The sequence below is a fragment of the Aquimarina aggregata genome (assembly GCF_001632745.1).
Taxonomy (GTDB): domain Bacteria; phylum Bacteroidota; class Bacteroidia; order Flavobacteriales; family Flavobacteriaceae; genus Aquimarina; species Aquimarina aggregata.
Window position 1 is genome coordinate 231,645 of sequence record NZ_LQRT01000035.1, and the last position, 19,855, is coordinate 251,499.

General features: G+C 33.6%; 18 protein-coding genes. 9 read left to right on the forward strand and 9 right to left on the reverse strand.

Translation table 11 applies throughout. From position 1 onward, the window contains the following. Window positions 1–7 precede the first annotated feature (7 nt). From egtB to AWE51_RS19340, 7 genes are all read right to left on the reverse strand, one after another. Window positions 8–1,174 (reverse strand): ergothioneine biosynthesis protein EgtB, encoded by a 1,167-nt coding sequence (gene egtB / locus AWE51_RS19310; RefSeq protein ID WP_066316967.1) that lies wholly within the window; start codon window positions 1,172–1,174, stop codon window positions 8–10. 101 nt (window positions 1,175–1,275) lie between these two features. Next, a complete protein-coding gene (locus tag AWE51_RS19315; RefSeq protein WP_066316970.1) occupies window positions 1,276–1,701 on the reverse strand; it encodes an energy transducer TonB in 426 nt (141 codons plus the stop codon). Window positions 1,702–1,725: 24 nt separating this feature from the next. Further along, entirely contained in the window at window positions 1,726–2,550 is an 825-nt protein-coding gene (locus tag AWE51_RS19320; RefSeq protein ID WP_066316972.1) for a thymidylate synthase, read from the reverse strand. A 158-nt stretch (window positions 2,551–2,708) separates the two neighbouring features. Further along, on the reverse strand, window positions 2,709–4,415 hold the full coding sequence (locus AWE51_RS19325) for a NupC/NupG family nucleoside CNT transporter (protein WP_066316975.1): 1,707 nt from the start codon (window positions 4,413–4,415) through the stop codon (window positions 2,709–2,711). A 57-nt stretch (window positions 4,416–4,472) separates the two neighbouring features. Further along, entirely contained in the window at window positions 4,473–5,090 is a 618-nt protein-coding gene (locus AWE51_RS19330) for a bifunctional nuclease family protein (protein ID WP_066316978.1), read from the reverse strand. A gap of 86 nt (window positions 5,091–5,176) precedes the next feature. Then, window positions 5,177–6,145, reverse strand: a complete 969-nt coding sequence (locus tag AWE51_RS19335; protein WP_066316980.1) for an electron transfer flavoprotein subunit alpha/FixB family protein — start codon at window positions 6,143–6,145, stop codon at window positions 5,177–5,179. A gap of 11 nt (window positions 6,146–6,156) precedes the next feature. Next, entirely contained in the window at window positions 6,157–6,903 is a 747-nt protein-coding gene (locus AWE51_RS19340) for an electron transfer flavoprotein subunit beta/FixA family protein (RefSeq protein WP_066316982.1), read from the reverse strand. 164 nt (window positions 6,904–7,067) lie between these two features. Between AWE51_RS19340 and AWE51_RS19345 the strand changes: the two genes are divergently transcribed. The 5 genes from AWE51_RS19345 to AWE51_RS19365 all read left to right on the forward strand — a co-directional run bounded on the left by AWE51_RS19345 (window position 7,068) and on the right by AWE51_RS19365 (window position 15,268). Further along, complete coding sequence (locus AWE51_RS19345; RefSeq protein WP_066316985.1) at window positions 7,068–8,045, forward strand: pyruvate dehydrogenase complex E1 component subunit beta; 978 nt, start codon at window positions 7,068–7,070, stop codon at window positions 8,043–8,045. Between the two features lie 458 nt (window positions 8,046–8,503). Next, complete coding sequence (locus AWE51_RS19350) at window positions 8,504–10,999, forward strand: DUF5686 and carboxypeptidase-like regulatory domain-containing protein (protein WP_066316987.1); 2,496 nt, start codon at window positions 8,504–8,506, stop codon at window positions 10,997–10,999. Window positions 11,000–11,172: 173 nt separating this feature from the next. After that, on the forward strand, window positions 11,173–11,703 hold the full coding sequence (locus AWE51_RS19355; RefSeq protein ID WP_066316988.1) for an inorganic diphosphatase: 531 nt from the start codon (window positions 11,173–11,175) through the stop codon (window positions 11,701–11,703). Window positions 11,704–11,814: 111 nt separating this feature from the next. Continuing rightward, on the forward strand, window positions 11,815–14,184 hold the full coding sequence (locus AWE51_RS19360) for a sodium-translocating pyrophosphatase (protein ID WP_066316990.1): 2,370 nt from the start codon (window positions 11,815–11,817) through the stop codon (window positions 14,182–14,184). Between the two features lie 82 nt (window positions 14,185–14,266). Next, on the forward strand, window positions 14,267–15,268 hold the full coding sequence (locus AWE51_RS19365) for an App1 family protein (protein ID WP_066316992.1): 1,002 nt from the start codon (window positions 14,267–14,269) through the stop codon (window positions 15,266–15,268). A 6-nt stretch (window positions 15,269–15,274) separates the two neighbouring features. Here AWE51_RS19365 and AWE51_RS19370 read toward each other — a convergent pair whose 3' ends face one another. Further along, window positions 15,275–16,042 carry an XRE family transcriptional regulator gene (locus tag AWE51_RS19370; protein WP_066316995.1) on the reverse strand — a complete coding sequence of 256 codons (768 nt, stop codon included), beginning with the start codon at window positions 16,040–16,042 and terminating at the stop codon, window positions 15,275–15,277. 169 nt (window positions 16,043–16,211) lie between these two features. Between AWE51_RS19370 and AWE51_RS19375 the strand changes: the two genes are divergently transcribed. From AWE51_RS19375 to AWE51_RS19390, 4 genes are all read left to right on the forward strand, one after another. After that, entirely contained in the window at window positions 16,212–16,595 is a 384-nt protein-coding gene (locus AWE51_RS19375; protein ID WP_066316998.1) for an endonuclease domain-containing protein, read from the forward strand. Beyond that, entirely contained in the window at window positions 16,585–17,847 is a 1,263-nt protein-coding gene (locus tag AWE51_RS19380) for a putative DNA modification/repair radical SAM protein (protein ID WP_066317001.1), read from the forward strand. Before AWE51_RS19375 ends, AWE51_RS19380 begins: the two co-directional genes overlap by 11 nt. Window positions 17,848–17,855: 8 nt before the next feature. Continuing rightward, window positions 17,856–18,629: a TIGR03915 family putative DNA repair protein gene (locus AWE51_RS19385; protein ID WP_066317002.1), complete on the forward strand. Its 774-nt coding sequence runs from the start codon at window positions 17,856–17,858 to the stop codon at window positions 18,627–18,629. Window positions 18,630–18,792: 163 nt separating this feature from the next. Next, a complete protein-coding gene (locus tag AWE51_RS19390) occupies window positions 18,793–19,176 on the forward strand; it encodes a hypothetical protein (RefSeq protein ID WP_066317003.1) in 384 nt (127 codons plus the stop codon). Window positions 19,177–19,253: 77 nt separating this feature from the next. On the opposite strand, the gene AWE51_RS19395 is transcribed toward AWE51_RS19390, so the two are convergent. Then, complete coding sequence (locus tag AWE51_RS19395; protein ID WP_066317004.1) at window positions 19,254–19,835, reverse strand: nitroreductase family protein; 582 nt, start codon at window positions 19,833–19,835, stop codon at window positions 19,254–19,256. Window positions 19,836–19,855 lie beyond the last annotated feature (20 nt).

Genomic DNA, 19,855 nt, shown 5'->3' on the forward strand with positions numbered 1-19,855 from the left:
TTTTAGATTATATATTTTTCACCAATCGTAATCCCGTAAATTGCCATCTCAGGTTTGGGTGAAAAAAATTACGATATGTTGATCTGGTATGATCTTGTGATGTGGCAACAGAACCGCCTCGTAAGACTTTTTGATTAACCATAAATTTTCCATTATACTCTCCTAATGCACCTGGAGCTTTTTTATAATTTGGATAGGGCAGATATGCACTTTCAGTCCATTCCCAACGCGACCCCCATTTAAATTGATGCTGAGCCACTTCCCACTCGAATTCTGTAGGTAAACGTTGTCCTTTCCATTGTGCGAAGGCAAAAGCTTCATAATAAGATATATGAGTTACCGAAGTATTTAGTTTTAAAGCTTTAAGTCCTTGTAATGTATATTGATAATATTGACCATCTATAAGGTGCCAATACAAAGGGGCTTGTATATTATCATTTTTAATCCAATCCCAAGCTTCGGCATGCCAAAGTAGACTATCATTATATCCACCGTCATTAATAAAGTCTAGATATTCTTTATTTGATACAAGTTCATTACAAATTGCATATTCTTCAAGAAGCACCCTATGAACTCCTAGTTCATTATCATAACAGAAATCATTTCCCTGATATCCTATTTCATATATTCCTTCTTGAATAGTTACATATTGGTTAGACTGATTGCTTTCAGGGTTTTCGGTAAAAGTTTCATTATATTTAGGAAACAATGGATTATTGCCCAATATAAATTTTATGTCTGTTAGTAATAATTCTTGGTGTTGTTTTTCATGATGAATACCAATTTCAACCAATTCATTAATTTTTTCATCAAAATTTTCTTCTAAAAAAGCCTGTAAATGTGAGGTAACATAATCACGATATTGATATACCTGACTTACAGTCGGTCTTGAAAGATTGCCTCTATTGGTTCGTATTACTCGTTTTCCAACACTTTCATAATAGCTATTAAACACGTAAGCATATTCGGGATGAAATCGCTTATAATTAGTATCGTATTTAGACAATATAAATTCTTCAAAAAACCACGTCGTATGGCCTAAGTGCCATTTAGGTGGTGAAACATCTACTATAGGCTGTATTACATAATCTTCTGTCTCAAGTGGAGCACAAATTTCTTCTGTATCAGAGCGGGTTTTTAAAAATGAGGTAAGTAAACTATCTGTAACAATCATAAAAAAAAGCGTATTCGATTTACGAATACACTCAAATTTACTGATTTTTATTCTTATAAGACTTTTAGGGAGGTTAATGCAATGTTAAAATAACTACAACATTATTTTGGTTTCCTAAAAGTAATTGGCACTTCATAGGCTACTGCGATAGGTTTTGATCCCCATTTAGCGGGCTCCATTTTGGGAAGCAATCTTATAATTCTAATTGCTTCTCTTTGTAAATATCTATGCGCACCTGTAACTTCTGTAACTTCTACTTTACCTTTTTTATTGATAATAAATTCTACCGTTACCGTACCTTCTAAGCCTTGTGAAATTGCTACTTCAGGGTATTCAAATTTTTCAAGAATATGTCTTCGCATTTTTTGATCAAAACAATTTACTGGTGTTTGTCTTGATTTATCACATTTTGGCCATATCGGGGTAATTCCTTTTTCACTTGCATTTTCCTGAGATAGTACTATACCATCTTGAGAGAAAGAAGATCCCGAAATTAATATGGATAATATAAGTAATAGTTTTTTCATAGTTGTTCCGTTTAAATTTGGGGTTTAAACCGCTACCGCTCCTTTAATATGAGGATGCGGATCGTAGTCTATTAACTTAAAGTCATCAAAAACAAAGCCAAAAATATTTTTTACCTCCGGATTAATAATCATCTTAGGCAATTGACGAGGTGTTCTAGACAGCTGTAATTCAAGTTGTTCTTTATGGTTATTATAAATATGTGCATCTCCAAAAGTATGTATAAAATCACCCGCTTCATACCCGCATACCTGAGCCATCATCATTGTAAATAAAGCATAAGAAGCAATATTAAAAGGCACTCCTAAAAACACATCTGCGCTACGTTGGTACAATTGACAAGACAATTTTCCATCTGCTACATAAAACTGAAAAAAAGCATGACAAGGCGGCAATGCTGCTTTACCGTTTGCTACATTTTCAGAAAAAGATTTTGACGTATCTGGAAGTACACTTGGGTTCCATGCAGAAACCAACATACGTCTACTATCTGGGTTATTTTTTAATGCTTCTACTACTTCAGCAATTTGATCAATTTCATTGTTATCCCAATTACGCCATTGATGACCATATACAGGTCCTAGATCTCCATTTTCATCAGCCCACTCATTCCATATACGAACACCATTTTCTTTAAGATATTCAATATTAGTATCTCCTTTCAGAAACCACAACAGCTCATAAATTATAGATTTAAGGTGTAGTTTCTTGGTCGTAACCATAGGAAAACCTTCACTAAGATCAAAACGCATCTGATACCCAAAAACGCTCTTGGTTCCTGTACCAGTTCGATCTTCTTTTTCATTTCCTTTGTCAAGCACATGCCGCACAAGATCCAGATATTGCTTCATATTCCCTTCTCGCTTTACTTTGAGTTTGTTAATTAAATATTAATTTGAAATCAAATATACAAAAAATAGGTGTCGAGACACCTATTAACCTTTAGATTATGACATAGTTATAATTACCCTATAATTTTTATGTTTATCTTAAAAAAAACAATCTAAAATTATCCGATAATCATTCCGGCTATAGTTGCTGATAATAAAGAAGCAATAGTACCTCCGATTAGTGCTTTCATACCAAATTCTGAAAGTGTTTTTCGTTGACCAGGAGCTAGAGAACCTATACCACCAATTTGTATCCCTATAGATGCAAAATTGGCAAATCCACAAAGCATATATGTAGCCATAATTACCGATTTGTTATAGGTTAAATGTGTTGCATTTGCTACATTTTTTAAATCTGCTAATTGTATGTAACCTACGAACTCACTAGCTGCTAGTTTTATCCCTAGAAGTTGCCCCATTAAAGCTATATCTTCCCTGGCAACCCCTATAAGCCACATTAATGGTGCAAAAATATAGCCTAAAATAAGTTCAAGAGATAAACTTTGATAAGCTGTTTTAGATGCTATCCAAGCATTTATAGAAGTGATATCTCCAACCCAACCTAAGATACCGTTTAGCATTGCAATAAAAGCAACAAAAACTAATAACATAGCACCAACGTTCACGGCTAATTTTAAACCTTCAGTTGTTCCGTTTGCTATGGCGTCTAAAATATTAGATCCTATTTTTTCTGAGGATACATATACATCTGTATTGATCTCTTCAGTTTGCGGAAATAGTATTTTGGAAACAACAATTGCTCCTGGAGCTGCCATTACCGATGCAGCTAGCAAGTGTTTTGCAAATTGCAATCTTAAGACAGGGTCGTTTCCTCCTAAAAACCCTATATATGCTGCCAGTACAGCCCCTGCAACTGTTGCCATACCTCCTATCATAACCAATAGCATTTCAGACTTATTCATCTTTTCTAAATATGCTTTAATTAATAGAGGTGCTTCTGTTTGCCCTAAAAAGATGTTACCAGCGACACTTAAACTTTCTGCCCCAGATATCTTTAGTGCTTTAGTTAACAACCAAGCTAAGCCTTTTACTACTTTTTGAATAATCCCCAAATAAAATAATAAGGAGGTTAATGCCGAAAAGAATATAATAGTAGGTAATACTTGAAAGGCAAATATAAAACCGAAGGTGTCCATATCTACAACCAAGCCTTCAAAAAGAAATTTACTTCCTGCTCTAGTAAAGTCTAAAACATTAACAAATAGGCTTCCGACCCATTCAAATATCGTTTGAACAAACGGCACTCTTAAAACCCCAATGGCAATTACTAATTGAAATCCAGTACCTAACCCAACAGTTTTCCAATTAATTGCTTTTCTATTGCTACTAAAAAGATATGCTATTATTAAAAGTACAATCATTCCTAACAAACCTCTCCATAAGCTATTAAAAGAGAAACCTTGATTAGGGATTAATTCATCAGTAGCAGTTTCAGTTACAGCTACTGGTTTAGAGTCTTTTTTAGAGGCAAAGGAAAGGACTACATTATGTTTAGATAATACTAGTGTAGAATCTGTAATCTTGTTGATCTTATATTTAATAATAGAATCTTGTGCTTTTCCCGAAAAAAATAATAGCACATTATTTTGGGTAAGATAATCTCCATTAAGTTGCTCGGATTGATTATAAAAAGAATATGAAAACAATCCTTTTTCTAATTCAAGATAGTCTTTTTCTCCAACCGTTAGAACTTGTCCTGATTCTTCTTTTGCATTTTCCAGAATCCATTTTTTATCAATAGATTGCGCAGATAATATTGTAAAAAAAGGCAATAGTAATAGAAGAGTAAGTAATCCTTTCTTCATAAAATTGAAATCATTTAATAAATATAGTTTAGGATTTTAGATCGCGGTTGTGATTGATTAACCTCGTTTAGAAATTTCATCCCTTATTCTTGCTGCTAATTCGTAATCTTCACTAGCAACTGCTTGATCTAACATGCGATTGAGTTCATCAAGTGACAAATCTTTGTAACTAGTTTCCTTACCTATCATTTCAAGATCTTCTGAAACTAACTCATCTACAAGTAGGCTTTCAGAATCTTCTTCTTCATCTTTCTTTGGATTTACTTTTAGATAGATCCCTGCTTGATCTAAAATATTCTTATACGTAAATATAGGTGCTTGAAATCGTAATGCTAGCGCTATAGCATCACTGGTTCGTGCATCTATAATTTCTTCTATTTTATCTCGCTCACAGATGATACTAGAATAAAAAACTCCATCTACCAGTTTATGAATGATAACTTGTTTTACAACAATATCAAAACGATCTGCAAAGTTCTTAAATAAGTCGTGGGTTAGTGGCCGCGGGGGTTTAATCTCTTTTTCTAAAGCAATGGCTATAGATTGCGCCTCAAAGGCACCTATAACAATTGGCAACTTTCTCTCACCATCTAATTCACTTAAAATTAGTGCGTATGCCCCATTCTGGGTTTGACTGTATGATATTCCTTTTATGTTCAGTCGAACTAAACTCATATTGCTCTCAATAAAAAAAGGCTGTTTGAACACATGGACCTTTTCCTAAGTTCAAACAGCCCCTAATTGGGCACAATTTATGAAAATTATGCGTTATTAGACTTAAATTCTTTTAATTTTTCAATAAGTTTTGGAACAACTTCAAAAGCATCTCCTACTATTCCGTAGTCTGCAGCTTTAAAGAACGGTGCTTCAGCGTCATTATTAATAACCACCTTTACTTTACTTGCATTAATTCCGGCAAGATGTTGTATTGCACCAGAAACTCCTATAGCAATATATAAGTTAGAAGCAACCGGTTTACCTGTTTGTCCTACGTGTTCACCATGTGGTCTCCATCCCATATCACTTACTGGCTTAGAGCATGCTGTTGCAGCTCCTAATACATCGGCAAGATCTTCAATCATATGCCAATTCTCAGGTCCTTTTAAACCGCGACCTCCAGAAACTACAATTTCTGCATCTGCAATAGACACTTTATCTGTAGCCTTATCTACCGCTGTAACTTGCACAGCAAAATCTGCATCAGACAAAGATGGTTCGAAGGCTTCTGCTGTTGCAGCTCCTGAATTTTCTTTTAATCCAAAAGCGTTATTAGACAATCCTACAATCTTAACATCTGTAGACATTTCAGTAATATTGAACGCTTTATTAGTGAATGCTGTACGCTTTACTTTAAATGGAGAAGCACTTTCTGGTAATGCAACTACATTTGATGCATAACCTGCATTAAGGTTTACCGCTAATAAAGGTGCGATAAATTTACTATCTGCAGTAGAACTTACAACGACTACTTTTGCTCCTTCATTTTCTGCTGCTTGTTTAATTGCATCGGCATATGCCTTTGCACTAAATGAAGATAGTTTATCTCCTTTTACTTCTAATACCTTATCAACTCCATACGTTCCTAACTCGCTACTATCACCTCCATTAATACTAACTGCAGTAACAGTTGTTCCCATCATAGCGGCAACTTCTTTTGCATAAGAAGCTACTTCAAAAGCTGATTTCTTAAATTTTCCTCCTTCACTTTCTGTGTATACTAAAACTGACATATTTCTTTCTTTTAAATAGCTTTTGCTTCGTTATGTAATAAATCTATAAGTTCTTGGATATTATCTGGTGAAACTAATTTCACATCTCCTTTAGGAGCTGGTTTTTCAAACTGTACTGCTTTTGTTTCTTGACCAGCTTCAACAGGGTCTATAACAGTAAGTGGTTTTTTACGCGCCATCATAATACCTCTCATATTCGGGATACGCAAGTCACTTTCTTCAACCAAACCTTTTTGCCCACCAACAACTAGTGGTAACTTAGTTGTAGAGGTTTCTTTACCTCCGTCGATCTCACGAATCGCAGTAGCAGTATCACCTTCTATTTCTAAACCAATACAAGTGTTTACAAAATTAGCACCTGTTAAAGCGGCGATCATACCAGGAACCATACCTCCATTATAATCGATAGACTCTCTACCTGCAATAACAAGATCATATCCTCCATCCTGTACAACTTTAGTCAACTGTTTTGCTACATACAGACCGTCTGTAGCCTCAGTATTCACTCTAATTGCATTATCTGCACCTATGGCAAGCGCTTTACGTAAAGTAGGTTCTGTTTCAGGTCCTCCAACGTTTACAACATCTACAGAAGCACCTTGTTTTTCTTTGAACCACATTGCACGTGTTAAACCAAATTCATCATTTGGGTTAATCACGAACTGCACTCCATTAGTGTCAAACTTAGTGTCACTATCCGTAAAATTAATTTTGGAAGTTGTGTCAGGCACATGGCTAATACAAACTAATATCTTCATTTTATATAGGTATTTTTTGAGAATTTAATAATATTTGCGAAGTTACAAATAAAATGTCGAATTTACTATGCGTGCATAATAAATTTTTCAATATTACCTTACTACTAAAGGGTTTTAATTGCTACTTTTGCCTTTCGTTATAGCATTAAACAATTACCAAATACATGAAAACTATACAATTCAGAGAAGCAATTTGTGAAGCAATGAGTGAAGAAATGCGCCGAGATGAATCCATTTACTTAATGGGTGAAGAGGTTGCAGAATACAACGGAGCGTACAAAGCCAGTAAAGGTATGCTAGATGAGTTTGGTCCAGACAGAGTTCTTGACACGCCCATCTCTGAATTAGGTTTTTCTGGAATTGGTGTAGGTAGTGCAATGAATGGAAATAGACCAATTATTGAGTTTATGACCTTCAATTTCTCTTTAGTGGGTATTGATCAAATCATTAACAACGCAGCAAAAATGCGTCAAATGACTGGTGGTCAGTTTAATATTCCAATAGTATTTAGAGGCCCTACAGCATCGGCAGGTCAGTTAGGTGCTACGCATTCTCAAGCTTTTGAAAATTGGTTTGCTAATACTCCAGGATTAAAGGTTGTAGTACCTTCTAATCCTAAAGACGCTAAAGGTTTATTAAAATCGGCTATACGTGACAATGATCCAGTTATTTTTATGGAGAGTGAACAAATGTATGGAGATAAAGGTGAAGTACCAGAAGGAGAATATACTATCCCTCTAGGTGTAGCAGAAATCAAAAGGGAAGGTAGTGATGTTACTATCGTTTCTTTTGGAAAAATCATTAAAGAAGCCTATAAAGCAGCAGATGAACTTGCTAAAGAAAACATATCCTGTGAGGTTATTGATCTAAGGACTGTTCGCCCACTTGATTTAGAAGCTATATTTACCTCAGTAAAAAAAACCAATAGACTGGTTGTCTTAGAAGAAGCATGGCCTTTAGCCAACATTTCTTCAGAAATAACATATCAAGTGCAATCTAATATCTTTGATTATCTAGATGCACCTATAATAAAAATTAATACAGCAGATACACCTACCCCCTATTCTCCTGTACTTTTAGAAGAATGGTTACCTAACAGCAAAGATGTTGTTAAAGCTGTCAAAAAAGTGATGTATAAGTAAAATGAACTTCTTTATTTTGCGTTTCATTAATTTTAGAAAATTATCTCAGGCCACAAAAGTGGCCTAATAATTGATAAAACCATATGAGTTTAGCATCATTAGCATATAAATAGTAGAACGCTATAAATCATAATACGCTATTATGTTACTTGAGTACCCATTAAGTAGTAATGGTTTTAACTAATAGTTTTAAATTTTGACTTTGCAAAAAGAAATCAGAACATTAAAAACTAGAAGCTTTAGTAATTTAATATGATTTGAGGTAGGGTTTTTATATAGTTATGTGTTATAGATAGGATAATAAAAACATTTAATTGATTTAACAAAATTGATGATGTATTGATTATGACAAATTATATAGTAATCGTATTTGATATTTAGTATCGTACATAAACTATACAATCTGTATTATTAATTAACATATGTTAGGTTAAACAATTATTATTTAAAAATATTAGATGAAATATTGGGTTTTAGGAGTTTTATATATTGCTTTTAGCAGCTCCTTACTTTTAGCACAAACTAAAGTTGGCGGCCAAGTATATGACAATTTCAACCAACCTATTCCATTTGCAAACATCGTTTTTGTAAACTCAACAGTAGGAACTATAACCGATGAGAATGGTAATTTCTACATGGAATCTGACGATACCTATACCAATCTAAAAGTTTCGTTTATCGGTTTTCAGACAAAAAATATAAAACTTACAAAACAAGTTACCTACAATATGAAAATCGTACTAGAAGAAGAAGCAGCTTCTCTAGACGAAGTTGTTATATATAAGGGTAAAACTTCAAAAAAAAATAACCCAGCTATCGATATCCTAAGAAAAATATGGGATAACAGAAGAGTAAATGGTGTTAAAAAATTTAAACAGTACAACTACGATAAATACGAAAAACTAGAATTCGACTTAAACACTATAGACAGTGCTCTTGTTAATAGTAGGATTTTTAATGGTATGGAATTTATCTTTGATGACGTTGATACTTCTAGGATAACTGGTAAAACCTATCTTCCTATTTTTCTTAATGAAGCTATATCAAAAGTGTATGGGGATAATGAAATCAACGAGACAAAAGAAATACTTAAAGGAAATAAAAATGCTGGTTTTAGTGATAACCAAACCTTAATCGCCTTTGTAAAGGATTTGTATTCTGACTATGATGTTTATGACAATTACCTTAAATTTTTTGACAAAAGTTTCACTAGCCCTTTGTCACGAACAGGTGTAAGTGTTTATAATTATGTCTTGACCGATAGTGCATACATAGGTAATAAATGGTGCTACAATATTTTATACTATCCCAGACGAAAAAACGAGCTCACATTCAAAGGTGATTTTTGGGTGAATGATACCACCTGGGCAATCAAAGAAATTAATCTCGAAGTAACAAAAAGTGCAAACATCAATTGGGTAAAAGATTTATATATCGAACAGGAGTTTGATGTATTAAACGATTCTGTATTTCTTATCACAAAAGATTATTTTCAATCTGATTTTTCTTTTAGCAAAAAAGAAAAATCAAGAGGAGTCTATGGTAAAAGAACAACATTATATGACAATTATAAATTTGACATAAAAAAAGATAGAAAATTTTACCAAAGTCAAGTAGATCCTTATAATCAAGATATCTATAATAGAGAAGATTCTTTCTGGAAAAGTGCCAGAATGGAAAACCTAAACAAAGATGAACAAAAGGTATATAAATTATTAGACACGCTTCGCACCGTAAAAGCGTTTAAAAGACTCTACAATATAGGTACTATTTTAGCGACAGGATATGTAGAGTTTGATGGTTTTGACTTCGGTCCTTTGTTTTCTACAGTTGGTTATAATGACATTGAAGGAGTTAGACTTAGAGCTGGTGGTAGAACATACTTTACATCTAATGATAGATGGCGAATAGAAGGTTATGGGGCCTACGGATTTAAAGATCAAAAATTCAAATATGGTCTCTCAGGAAAGTACCTTGTTGACAGAAAATCAAGACTTATTGTTTCTGCAGGAAACAGAAGAGATGTCGAACAGCTAGGTGCCAGTTTAACAAATACAAATAACGTAGAGGGTAGAAGTTTAGCCTCATCATCGATAATAGCAACAGGTGATAACGACAGGTTAACCTCTATAAATTTATCTGCATTTTCGATGCAAATTGAACCTCGAAAAAACTTAAACGTAGGATTAACTGGGTCTTATAGAGTACTTAAACCCGCCGATCGCTCTTTATTTAGTTTGGATTTTTTAAATCCAGAAACTAACCAACTAGAAAACCAAATCAAGCAAACAGAAATCGCCACCCAACTTGTATATACTCCAGGCAGAAAAACTACTGGGTATGGTGTAGATAGGGTTATTGTAAACGAAGGAGATTATGCTACATTATTTTTAAATTATAGTGTGGGAATCAAAGGTCTTATAGAAAGTGATTTTGATTATCAAAAAGTACAGTTTCTTTACCAACAACCATGGAATATCGGAGGCTTTGGAGTATTAAATAGCACCCTAGAAGTAGGTAAAACTTTTGGAGATGTTCCTCTTGGACTATTAAGTGTTATCCCAGCCAATCAAACCTATCTATCTATCTATAACACATTCCCTTTACTTAATTTTTATGAGTTTGTAACGGATACCTATGCAACATTACATCTTGAACATAATTTTAATGGTCGAATATTTTCTCGTATCCCCTTATTAAGAAAGTTAAACTTGAGAGAACTAGTAGGTGTGCGCGGAGCGTGGGGTGAATTATCAGAAGAAAATATATTACTAAGCGCCCCATCAAACGAACTCTTAGTAGCTCCTACCGACGAGATCTATTGGGAATACAGCGTAGGTGTTGGGAATATTTTTAAAATCTTTAGAATCGATTTTCATTTTAGAGGAAACTATTTTGATAATCCAGATGCTAGAAAATTTGGGGTTACAGGGTCTTTTGGTTTCTTTTTCTAAGTCGATAGCTTATCGTATATTTTTTATTTAGCCATTATTCTTATATCTCCGAAAACCTTATAGGTTAACTTACCATTAAAAAAAGGCAGAAATTCGAATTTTTATAAGGATAAATTTTAAGTAAACCCTTGTAATACCTATATTTGCCGCCCAATACAAAGAGAATTTAAATTATGAGCGCAGCGACTAGCGAAAGCTTTGATGTACTAATTGAAATCCCTAAAGGGAGTAGAAACAAGTACGAGTATGATTTTGACATAAAAAAAATACGATATGATCGTATGATATTTTCATCAATGATGTATCCAGCAGATTACGGTTTCATACCTGAAACACTTGCTTTAGACGGAGACCCTCTTGATGTTTTAGTATTAGTAACAGAACCAACATTTCCTGGTTGTGTAATAGAAGTAAAACCAATCGGTGTTTTTCATATGACCGATGAAAAAGGACCAGATGAAAAAATCATCTGTGTACCGGTTGCAGATCCAATTGCTAGTAAGCTTGCCGATCTAAAAGAAATGAACCCGCACCTAATAAAAGAAATCGAACACTTTTTCCAAGTATATAAAGATTTAGAAGAGAAAAAAGTTGATGTAGGTGGCTGGGGAAATATAGATGAAGCTAAAGAGATTATCAAAGCTTGTGTTAAACGTTTTGATGATCTTGCAGACAAACCAGAAGGATTGTTCAGTATTCATTAATACTATATACAAAAAATAAATAAAAGCGCAATATTTTCTTATTAATATTGCGCTTTTTCTTTTTGCTTTATTTTACTACATTTAGCGACTAATTAACTAAAAATATTTTTAATGGAAGCAAATATGATATATATGCCAATTGTTTTGGCAATACTCGGGCTAATTTATATGGTCATTAAAAAATCTTGGGTAATGAAACAAGATGCCGGTGATGGTAAAATGAAAGAAATTTCGGATCATATATATGAAGGTGCCTTGGCTTTTTTAAATGCCGAATATAAGTTGCTTGCAATATTTGTTGTCATCGTAAGTGTTTTATTGTTTATAGTTTCAATAGTTGTAGACACTACCCACTGGTTAATTGTTATTGCTTTTATTTTTGGTGCTGTATTTTCTGCTTATGCAGGAAACATTGGAATGAAAATTGCCACTAAAACCAATGTAAGAACTACACAAGCTGCACGTACTAGTTTACCGAATGCTCTTAAAATATCTTTTGGAGGAGGAACTGTAATGGGTCTTGGAGTTGCAGGATTGGCTGTTCTTGGACTAACAGCTTTCTTTATAATTTTCTATCATGTATTTATGGGTGGAACCTGGGTTTCTACCGATAAAATGACAATAGTATTAGAAACTCTAGCCGGTTTCTCTCTAGGAGCAGAATCTATTGCGTTATTTGCGCGTGTGGGTGGTGGTATTTATACCAAAGCTGCAGATGTAGGAGCCGACCTTGTAGGTAAGGTAGAAGCTGGTATCCCAGAAGATGATCCTCGTAACCCAGCAACAATAGCCGATAACGTAGGAGATAATGTAGGAGACGTTGCAGGTATGGGAGCAGATTTGTTTGGATCTTATGTAGCAACTGTTCTTGCCGCTATGGTACTAGGTAACTACGTCATAAAAGATATGGGTGGATCAATTACTGATGCCTTTGGAGGCATAGGTCCAATATTATTGCCTATGGCAATAGCAGGTGTTGGTATTATTATCTCAGTAATAGGAACCATGTTGGTAAAGATTAAAAGTAATGATGCCAAAGAAACTCAAGTAATGGGAGCTCTTAATATAGGTAACTGGACATCAATAATACTTGTAGCCATAGCATGTTTTGCTTTGTGTACTTGGATGCTTCCTGAGACAATGAAAATGGAGTTTTTTGGTGAAGGTTTAGTCGAAATTTCTGCAATGCGCGTTTTCTACGCTACATTAGTTGGTTTAATAGTAGGTGCTGTAATATCTTCTGTAACCGAGTATTATACAGGTTTAGGTAAATCACCTATTCTCAAAATTGTTCAACAATCTAGCACTGGTGCAGGAACGAATATTATTGCTGGACTAGCTACTGGTATGATTTCAACATTTCCATCTGTATTATTATTTGCAGGTGCTATTTGGGCATCTTATGCATTTGCAGGGTTTTATGGAGTAGCATTATCTGCTTCGGCAATGATGGCTACAACAGCAATGCAATTAGCAATTGACGCATTTGGTCCTATTTCTGATAATGCAGGTGGTATTGCAGAAATGAGTGAACAAGAACCTATTGTTAGAGAACGTACAGATATTTTAGATTCTGTAGGTAACACAACTGCAGCAACTGGAAAAGGATTTGCTATTGCTTCTGCAGCATTAACTTCGCTAGCATTATTTGCAGCATATGTAACTTTTACAGGAATTAACGGAATTAATATTTTTAAAGCACCAGTATTAGCAATGCTTTTTGTTGGAGGTATGGTGCCTGTAGTATTCTCTGCACTAGCAATGAATGCCGTTGGTAAAGCAGCTATGGAAATGGTTCAGGAAGTGCGTCGCCAGTTTAGAGATATTCCTGGAATAATGGAAGGTACCGGAAAACCTGAATATGACAAATGTGTAGCTATTTCTACTAAAGCTTCTTTAAAAGAAATGATGTTACCAGGACTATTAACTATTGGTTTTCCATTAGTTATTGCGTTTGTGCCTCTATTGTTTGGGATGAATAAACTAGCTATTGCTGAAATGTTAGGAGGTTATATGGCAGGAGTTACTGTAAGTGGTGTATTATGGGCTATTTTTCAAAATAATGCAGGTGGTGCATGGGATAATGCTAAAAAGTCCTTTGAAGCAGGTGTAGAAATTAACGGAGAAATGACATATAAAGGTTCTGACGCTCATAAAGCAGCAGTAACAGGAGATACTGTTGGTGATCCTTTTAAAGATACTTCTGGTCCATCAATGAATATTTTAATTAAACTAACATGTCTTATTGGTCTTGTTATTGCACCTATTCTAGGAGGTCATACTTCTGAAACTGCTGTAGCAAATCAACCTTCAGAAAAAAACATAGAGGTTAAAATGGAAATGAATAATGATATTGCCATTGCGACTGTCACTATTGAGACTTTAAACGATGGTAAAATACAACATGAAATTAAAGAATTTAAAGGTTCTGAAGCCAAAGTTAAAGCTGAAATTGAAGCTATTAAAGCTTCTTTAAAATAAAAAAACATAAAATTAAATCTAAGACCACCTCGCTCTTTGGGCGAGGTTGTTTATTTTTATAGTATAAAATTTATTTATTTTAATGTTCAAAAAAAAAGCTTTACGTATTAATACATATCGTGGTTATGGCACAAATACACGTTTTCGAGCTAGTGGAAGAGCACTCGAAGATGAAAATATAAATTTTAGCACAAATCAAAATGTTTTCAAAACATTAAAAAATATTTATAAACAATTAGAAAGCGACGAAATTCCCGAAATTACAATTGAACTAAAGCTATCTAATGGTAAATTATTTGAAGTACATACCGACAAAGAAGGGTATTACAATTTTGACCTTTCTATTTCAGATCTTCATAAGTTAACAGATCAAGAAGGGTGGTTACCCTATATCGCGTGTTATAAAAAGAAATCCAGCTCTCGTAAGATAAGTAATCAAAATATTTTCCCTTGTTCAATGTTAATCCCATCTAAAGAAGCTGAATTTGGTATTATAAGTGATATCGATGACACTATCCTACATACAGGAGTAGCTTCAATATTTAAATGGAGAGTTCTTGCAAATACACTATTAAAAAACTTTGATAAACGAACTCCCATTGAAGGGACTGTTCATTTTTATAAAAAATTACATCTAGGAAAAAACAATAACCCAGTTAATCCGTTTTTTTATGTAAGTAATAGCCCTTGGAATCTATATGATTATCTAAATGCATTTTTTAGTAAAAATCACTTTCCTCAAGGTCCCATTTTACTTAGAGATTTTAGGACTCCTTTTGACAAAACACCAAAACCTAAAATGCCACATAAACAATCTGAAATATTAAATCTCTTAGAGATGTATTCAGACATGAAATTCATTCTAATTGGTGATAGCGGAGAAAAAGATGCTGATATTTATACCAAAATCGCCATAGAATATCCTAATCGAATTTTGGCTATTTACTTAAGAAGTGTTAATCATAGACGCAAAGAAAAAAGGATTCAAAAAATCATTAAATCTTTTAACACTACTCCTATTTTGCTAGTTCATAATTCTGAACAAGCGATTACGCACGCAAAAGAATCAGGTTTTATAGACTAATACTAATTAACTTCTTAAGCCTCGCACCTCTGATGTTAATGCCAGCATAGCTTCTTGTAATTGTTTCATACTAGCCGTATCAGGGTTTGCATCAATATTAAAACTTAATTTGCTATTAACTTCCCATAATTCAACTATTTGGTGCGCTTGAATTGTATAAGGCAAATACTCTGAATTTAGCGAAATAAGCGTTATCACAGAAGCATCTTCATTTTTCCTTATTTTTTTAACGACAACGCTGTCTTCTAAAACAACAACACAAATAGCATTACTACCTATTTCAGAAAGGTTATTAACTGCTTTTCCTATCACCCACTCTTTGGGTTCTAAAATAGGAATCATACTATCACCTTCAACTTGAAATCCCCTATAGGTAGCATTACGATATTCTGGTAAAGGAATGTCAAATGCTGGTAATTGCTGATACCAATCCAAGTCCTGAACATTATGAGGATATCCTGCTGCAGCTTTAACATTTACTAAAACAATATTTTCGTTATTCTCAGAATTTACTGTTACTACTTTGGGAGAAACATCTCCTAAATGCAATTGAATTTTCTTTTGATTACTATCGCCAAATAGCCATAAAGGATTTACACTAAATTCTTCTAATAATCTGGCAACAACTTTTCCAGAAATTTTAGTCTTGCCTCTCTCAATATCTGCAGTTGAGTTTTTAATATTTAATATTTCAGCAAAATCAGATTGGGTAAAATGATTCTCTTCACGAATTTGTTTAAATCGCTTAATGGTTTGGTTAGTCAAATGATCCATAAACAAGGATTTTTAATTATTATCTCATACACGTAGAGCTTAAGAGTTTGGGATACTTATCAACAAAGATACAAGATTTTGGAATATTTCCAATTTTAACATAATTTTATTTTAATACTTATGGAATTTTTCCATAAATTTGGAAAAATTACAACTAAAACTACCATCTATGTCTTCTTCACTAATCCCTTTGCATCAAAAAGTATCAGAAAAAATTATCAAACACTCTTTAAATAATACTATTAAAACCGTTGATACTCTTGGTGCAAAATTAAGAGAGAAAGGATTTTGTTTTTTAAGAAATCAGACAGTAGGTCGTTATCATTTCAATTTTTATTGTCCCGAACTAAAGATAGCAATAGAAATTGATGGTTACGCTCACGAGTTTCACAATATACATAATCAGGATGCTCCTAAGAAACTTTATATCTCTTCGTTAGGAATTACCGTACTAAGATTTACAGACTATCAAGTATTAGTAGATATGGATGAAATTTTTAGAACACTTAAAAACCAAATACAGTGCTCAAAAAAAACATCCTATGTCGTTTGATAGAATTGAAGAGAAACTATCTATACTAGCCGATGCCGCTAAGTATGATGTTTCTTGTGCAAGTAGTGGTGGCAAACGCAAAAACCATAGTAAAGGCTTAGGTAATAATACGGGCATGGGGATTTGTCACAGTTATACCGAAGATGGCCGTTGTGTTTCTTTATTAAAAATCCTACTCACCAACCATTGTATTTTTGATTGTGCTTATTGTGTTACTAGGAAAAGTAATGATATTAAAAGAGCAGCTTTTAAAATTCAAGAGGTTGTAGATCTTACCATTAATTTTTATAGACGAAATTACATAGAAGGGTTATTCTTAAGTTCGGGAATATTTAAAAGCGCAGATTACACTATGGAACGTTTAGTTGCTGTTGCAAAAAAACTGCGTCTTGAAGAAAATTTTAATGGCTATATTCATCTTAAATCCATTCCGGGTGCGAGTGACGAACTTATGAGAGAAGCCGGCTTATATGCTGATCGGTTAAGTGTAAACATCGAAATTCCAACAATATCTGGATTACAATTGCTTGCTCCTGATAAAAAACATGAAGATTTCATAAAACCTATGGAAAAGGTGAAAAATGAAATAATCCAGTACAAAGCAGAAAAAAAAATCATCAAAAGTACTCCTAGATATGCACCCGCTGGTCAAAGTACTCAAATGATTATTGGTGCTACCGGAGAAAGTGATCGGGACATCATGTATTCTGCAACGTATTATTATAAAAAGTATCTTATGCGCAGAGTATATTACTCTGGTTACATCCCGGTTCTTGAAGATAATCGCCTTCCTGCAATTGGCACCGAGGTTCCTATGTTAAGAGAAAACAGACTTTATCAAACAGATTGGCTACTGCGATTTTATGGGTTTTCGGTTTCAGAATTACTAAATGAATCTCACAAAAACCTAGAACTCGATATCGATCCCAAATTAAGCTGGGCACTACGCAACTTAAATTTATTTCCGATAGACATTAATACTGCCGATAAAAGGGCACTTGCCAGAGTACCTGGAATAGGAATGACATCTGTTAATAAAATACTTCAAGCAAGAAAATTTAGAAATTTAGATTGGACACATTTAAAGGCAATAGGTATAGCTCTTAATAGAGCACAATATTTTATAACATGTAACTCTAAAGATTTTTATAAAAAGGAGCTCTCTGCGGTAATGTTAAAAAGTAAAATTTTAAAAAACACTAATAGCAAATACAACAAATTTTTTAATCAACAGCTCAGTCTTTTTACATAATATCAATTATGCATCCACAAACAGTATTATTATATGATGGAAGTTTTGATGGATTTTTATCCTGTGTTTTTCTTGCCTATGAACAAAAATTAAAGCATCCAATTATTCGAAAACAATCTCAAACTCATCATGAACTTTTCACAATTACTGAATGTGTAATTACAGAAGAACAAAAAGCACGAAGAGTATGGAAAGGGTTTAGAAAAAAAGCAAATGCAACAGAAAGAAGAGATTTTTTCAAAGCATTTTTAAGCGAGATTAAAGGTGTAGAAAACACTTTGTTTCGTTATATGCAAAATACCTTCTCAAAAATTAATAATCCAAATATTGATTTCAGCAATAGTGATATTTTAAAAATTAGTCAAGTTGCACGAATGGTCCAACGAGAAAAACATCGTATGGAAGCTTTTGTTCGGTTTGAATTACTTAAAAACAATGTTTACGTAGCTACAATTTCACCTGATTTTAATGTTTTACCATTACTTACAGATCATTTTAAAGATCGATATGCAGATCAAAAATGGTTGATTTTTGATACTTCTAGAAAATATGGGATATTCTATGATTTGATCTCTGTCGAAATCATCACTTTTGAAAATTTTTCAAACATTGACTCTAAAATAATCAAGAAAAATTATGAAAATGAAGAAATCAATTTTCAAAAATTATGGCATACTTACTACAAAAACGTCAATATTGTATCTAGAAAAAACACAAAACTACATTTACAACATCTTCCTAAAAGATACTGGAAATATCTAACAGAGAAGACTATACACTAACGAATAACACTATACCAATGCATCAACCCAAAAGCTTTATTACGCTGTAAATATGACATATACAACTAAAAAGTGTGTATTTTTTCCCCATTTTAAATTTCAAATAGACGAAATAATGTGTTAACTTTAACGTTAAATAACCAATTAACTATATCTATTTATTATGAAAAAAGTATTTTTAGGAGCTTTGGCTCTAACGTTTATGCTATCTGTAACATCATGTAGAGAAACTGCTAAAAAAGCAGAAGACGCTGCTGCAGAGGCTGCTACAGAAGCTGTAGATGCCGCTGGTGAGGTTGCAAAAGAAGCAGCAACAGAAGCGAGTGAAGCAGTTGATGCTGCTACAGACGCTGCTGGTGAAGCAGTTGATGCTGCAAAAGATGCTGCTGGTGAAGCTGTAGACGCTGCAAAAGATGCTGCTGGTGAAGCTGTAGACGCTGCAAAAGATGCTGCTGGTAATGCAGTTGATGCTGCTACAGACGCTGCAAAAGATGGAGCAGAAAAAGCGGCAAATGCCGCAACTGATGCTCTTAAAAAGAAGCAGTAACAGTATTGTTATTAAAAATCAAAAGCCATCTCTTAATTGAGATGGCTTTTATATTTTAACAAGATGCGTACTATTGATTATTCATCTAACCAAATAGTTTTGTTTGCAATAGGTGTACGTTTTGAATTTTCATTTTCTTCTTTCTCATCATAATTCCCTAAGTAAAAAAAACCTAGACATCGCTCTCCTTCTTCAAAATCAAAAAAATCATCTAGATAATTTATTAACTTGGGACTACTCCAATAACACCCTATTTTATGAGCAGTACAAGTTAACCACATATTTTGCACCGCCATGGCTGTTGAAGCGATTTCTTCCCATTCTGGAATACGAGCTTTTGGATCACGTTGCATACATATAGCTACTATTGCACTGGCCGCTTTACAATTATTAAGTATTTTTTTATGCTTAAATGGAGAAAAATCTTCATCAGAGGTAATATCGGTGTATGTATTTGACAAAAACACTCCTAGTCTATTCTTTGCATCTCCCTGAAGTACCTTAAACCTCCAAGGTTCTGTTAATCTATGAGTAGGCGCCCAATTTGCATTTTCTAATAACATTTCAATAAAAGCCTTAGAAACAGGTTTATCATTATATTGAGCAGGAAAAATTGACCTTCTTACTTTAATAATTTCATTAATATCTAGATTAGTCATATATTCTCTTTTTTTTGTAA

Bases quoted from the DNA above. Each gene is read 5' to 3' on its own strand.
- egtB (WP_066316967.1), bottom strand. From the start codon at position 1,174: ATGATTGTTACAGATAGTTTACTTACCTCATTTTTAAAAACCCGCTCT.
- AWE51_RS19315 (WP_066316970.1), bottom strand. From the start codon at position 1,701: ATGAAAAAACTATTACTTATATTATCCATATTAATTTCGGGATCTTCT.
- AWE51_RS19320 (WP_066316972.1), bottom strand. From the start codon at position 2,550: ATGAAGCAATATCTGGATCTTGTGCGGCATGTGCTTGACAAAGGAAAT.
- AWE51_RS19325 (WP_066316975.1), bottom strand. From the start codon at position 4,415: ATGAAGAAAGGATTACTTACTCTTCTATTACTATTGCCTTTTTTTACA.
- AWE51_RS19330 (WP_066316978.1), bottom strand. From the start codon at position 5,090: ATGAGTTTAGTTCGACTGAACATAAAAGGAATATCATACAGTCAAACC.
- AWE51_RS19335 (WP_066316980.1), bottom strand. From the start codon at position 6,145: ATGTCAGTTTTAGTATACACAGAAAGTGAAGGAGGAAAATTTAAGAAA.
- AWE51_RS19340 (WP_066316982.1), bottom strand. From the start codon at position 6,903: ATGAAGATATTAGTTTGTATTAGCCATGTGCCTGACACAACTTCCAAA.
- AWE51_RS19345 (WP_066316985.1), top strand. From the start codon at position 7,068: ATGAAAACTATACAATTCAGAGAAGCAATTTGTGAAGCAATGAGTGAA.
- AWE51_RS19350 (WP_066316987.1), top strand. From the start codon at position 8,504: ATGAAATATTGGGTTTTAGGAGTTTTATATATTGCTTTTAGCAGCTCC.
- AWE51_RS19355 (WP_066316988.1), top strand. From the start codon at position 11,173: ATGAGCGCAGCGACTAGCGAAAGCTTTGATGTACTAATTGAAATCCCT.
- AWE51_RS19360 (WP_066316990.1), top strand. From the start codon at position 11,815: ATGGAAGCAAATATGATATATATGCCAATTGTTTTGGCAATACTCGGG.
- AWE51_RS19365 (WP_066316992.1), top strand. From the start codon at position 14,267: ATGTTCAAAAAAAAAGCTTTACGTATTAATACATATCGTGGTTATGGC.
- AWE51_RS19370 (WP_066316995.1), bottom strand. From the start codon at position 16,042: ATGGATCATTTGACTAACCAAACCATTAAGCGATTTAAACAAATTCGT.
- AWE51_RS19375 (WP_066316998.1), top strand. From the start codon at position 16,212: ATGTCTTCTTCACTAATCCCTTTGCATCAAAAAGTATCAGAAAAAATT.
- AWE51_RS19380 (WP_066317001.1), top strand. From the start codon at position 16,585: ATGTCGTTTGATAGAATTGAAGAGAAACTATCTATACTAGCCGATGCC.
- AWE51_RS19385 (WP_066317002.1), top strand. From the start codon at position 17,856: ATGCATCCACAAACAGTATTATTATATGATGGAAGTTTTGATGGATTT.
- AWE51_RS19390 (WP_066317003.1), top strand. From the start codon at position 18,793: ATGAAAAAAGTATTTTTAGGAGCTTTGGCTCTAACGTTTATGCTATCT.
- AWE51_RS19395 (WP_066317004.1), bottom strand. From the start codon at position 19,835: ATGACTAATCTAGATATTAATGAAATTATTAAAGTAAGAAGGTCAATT.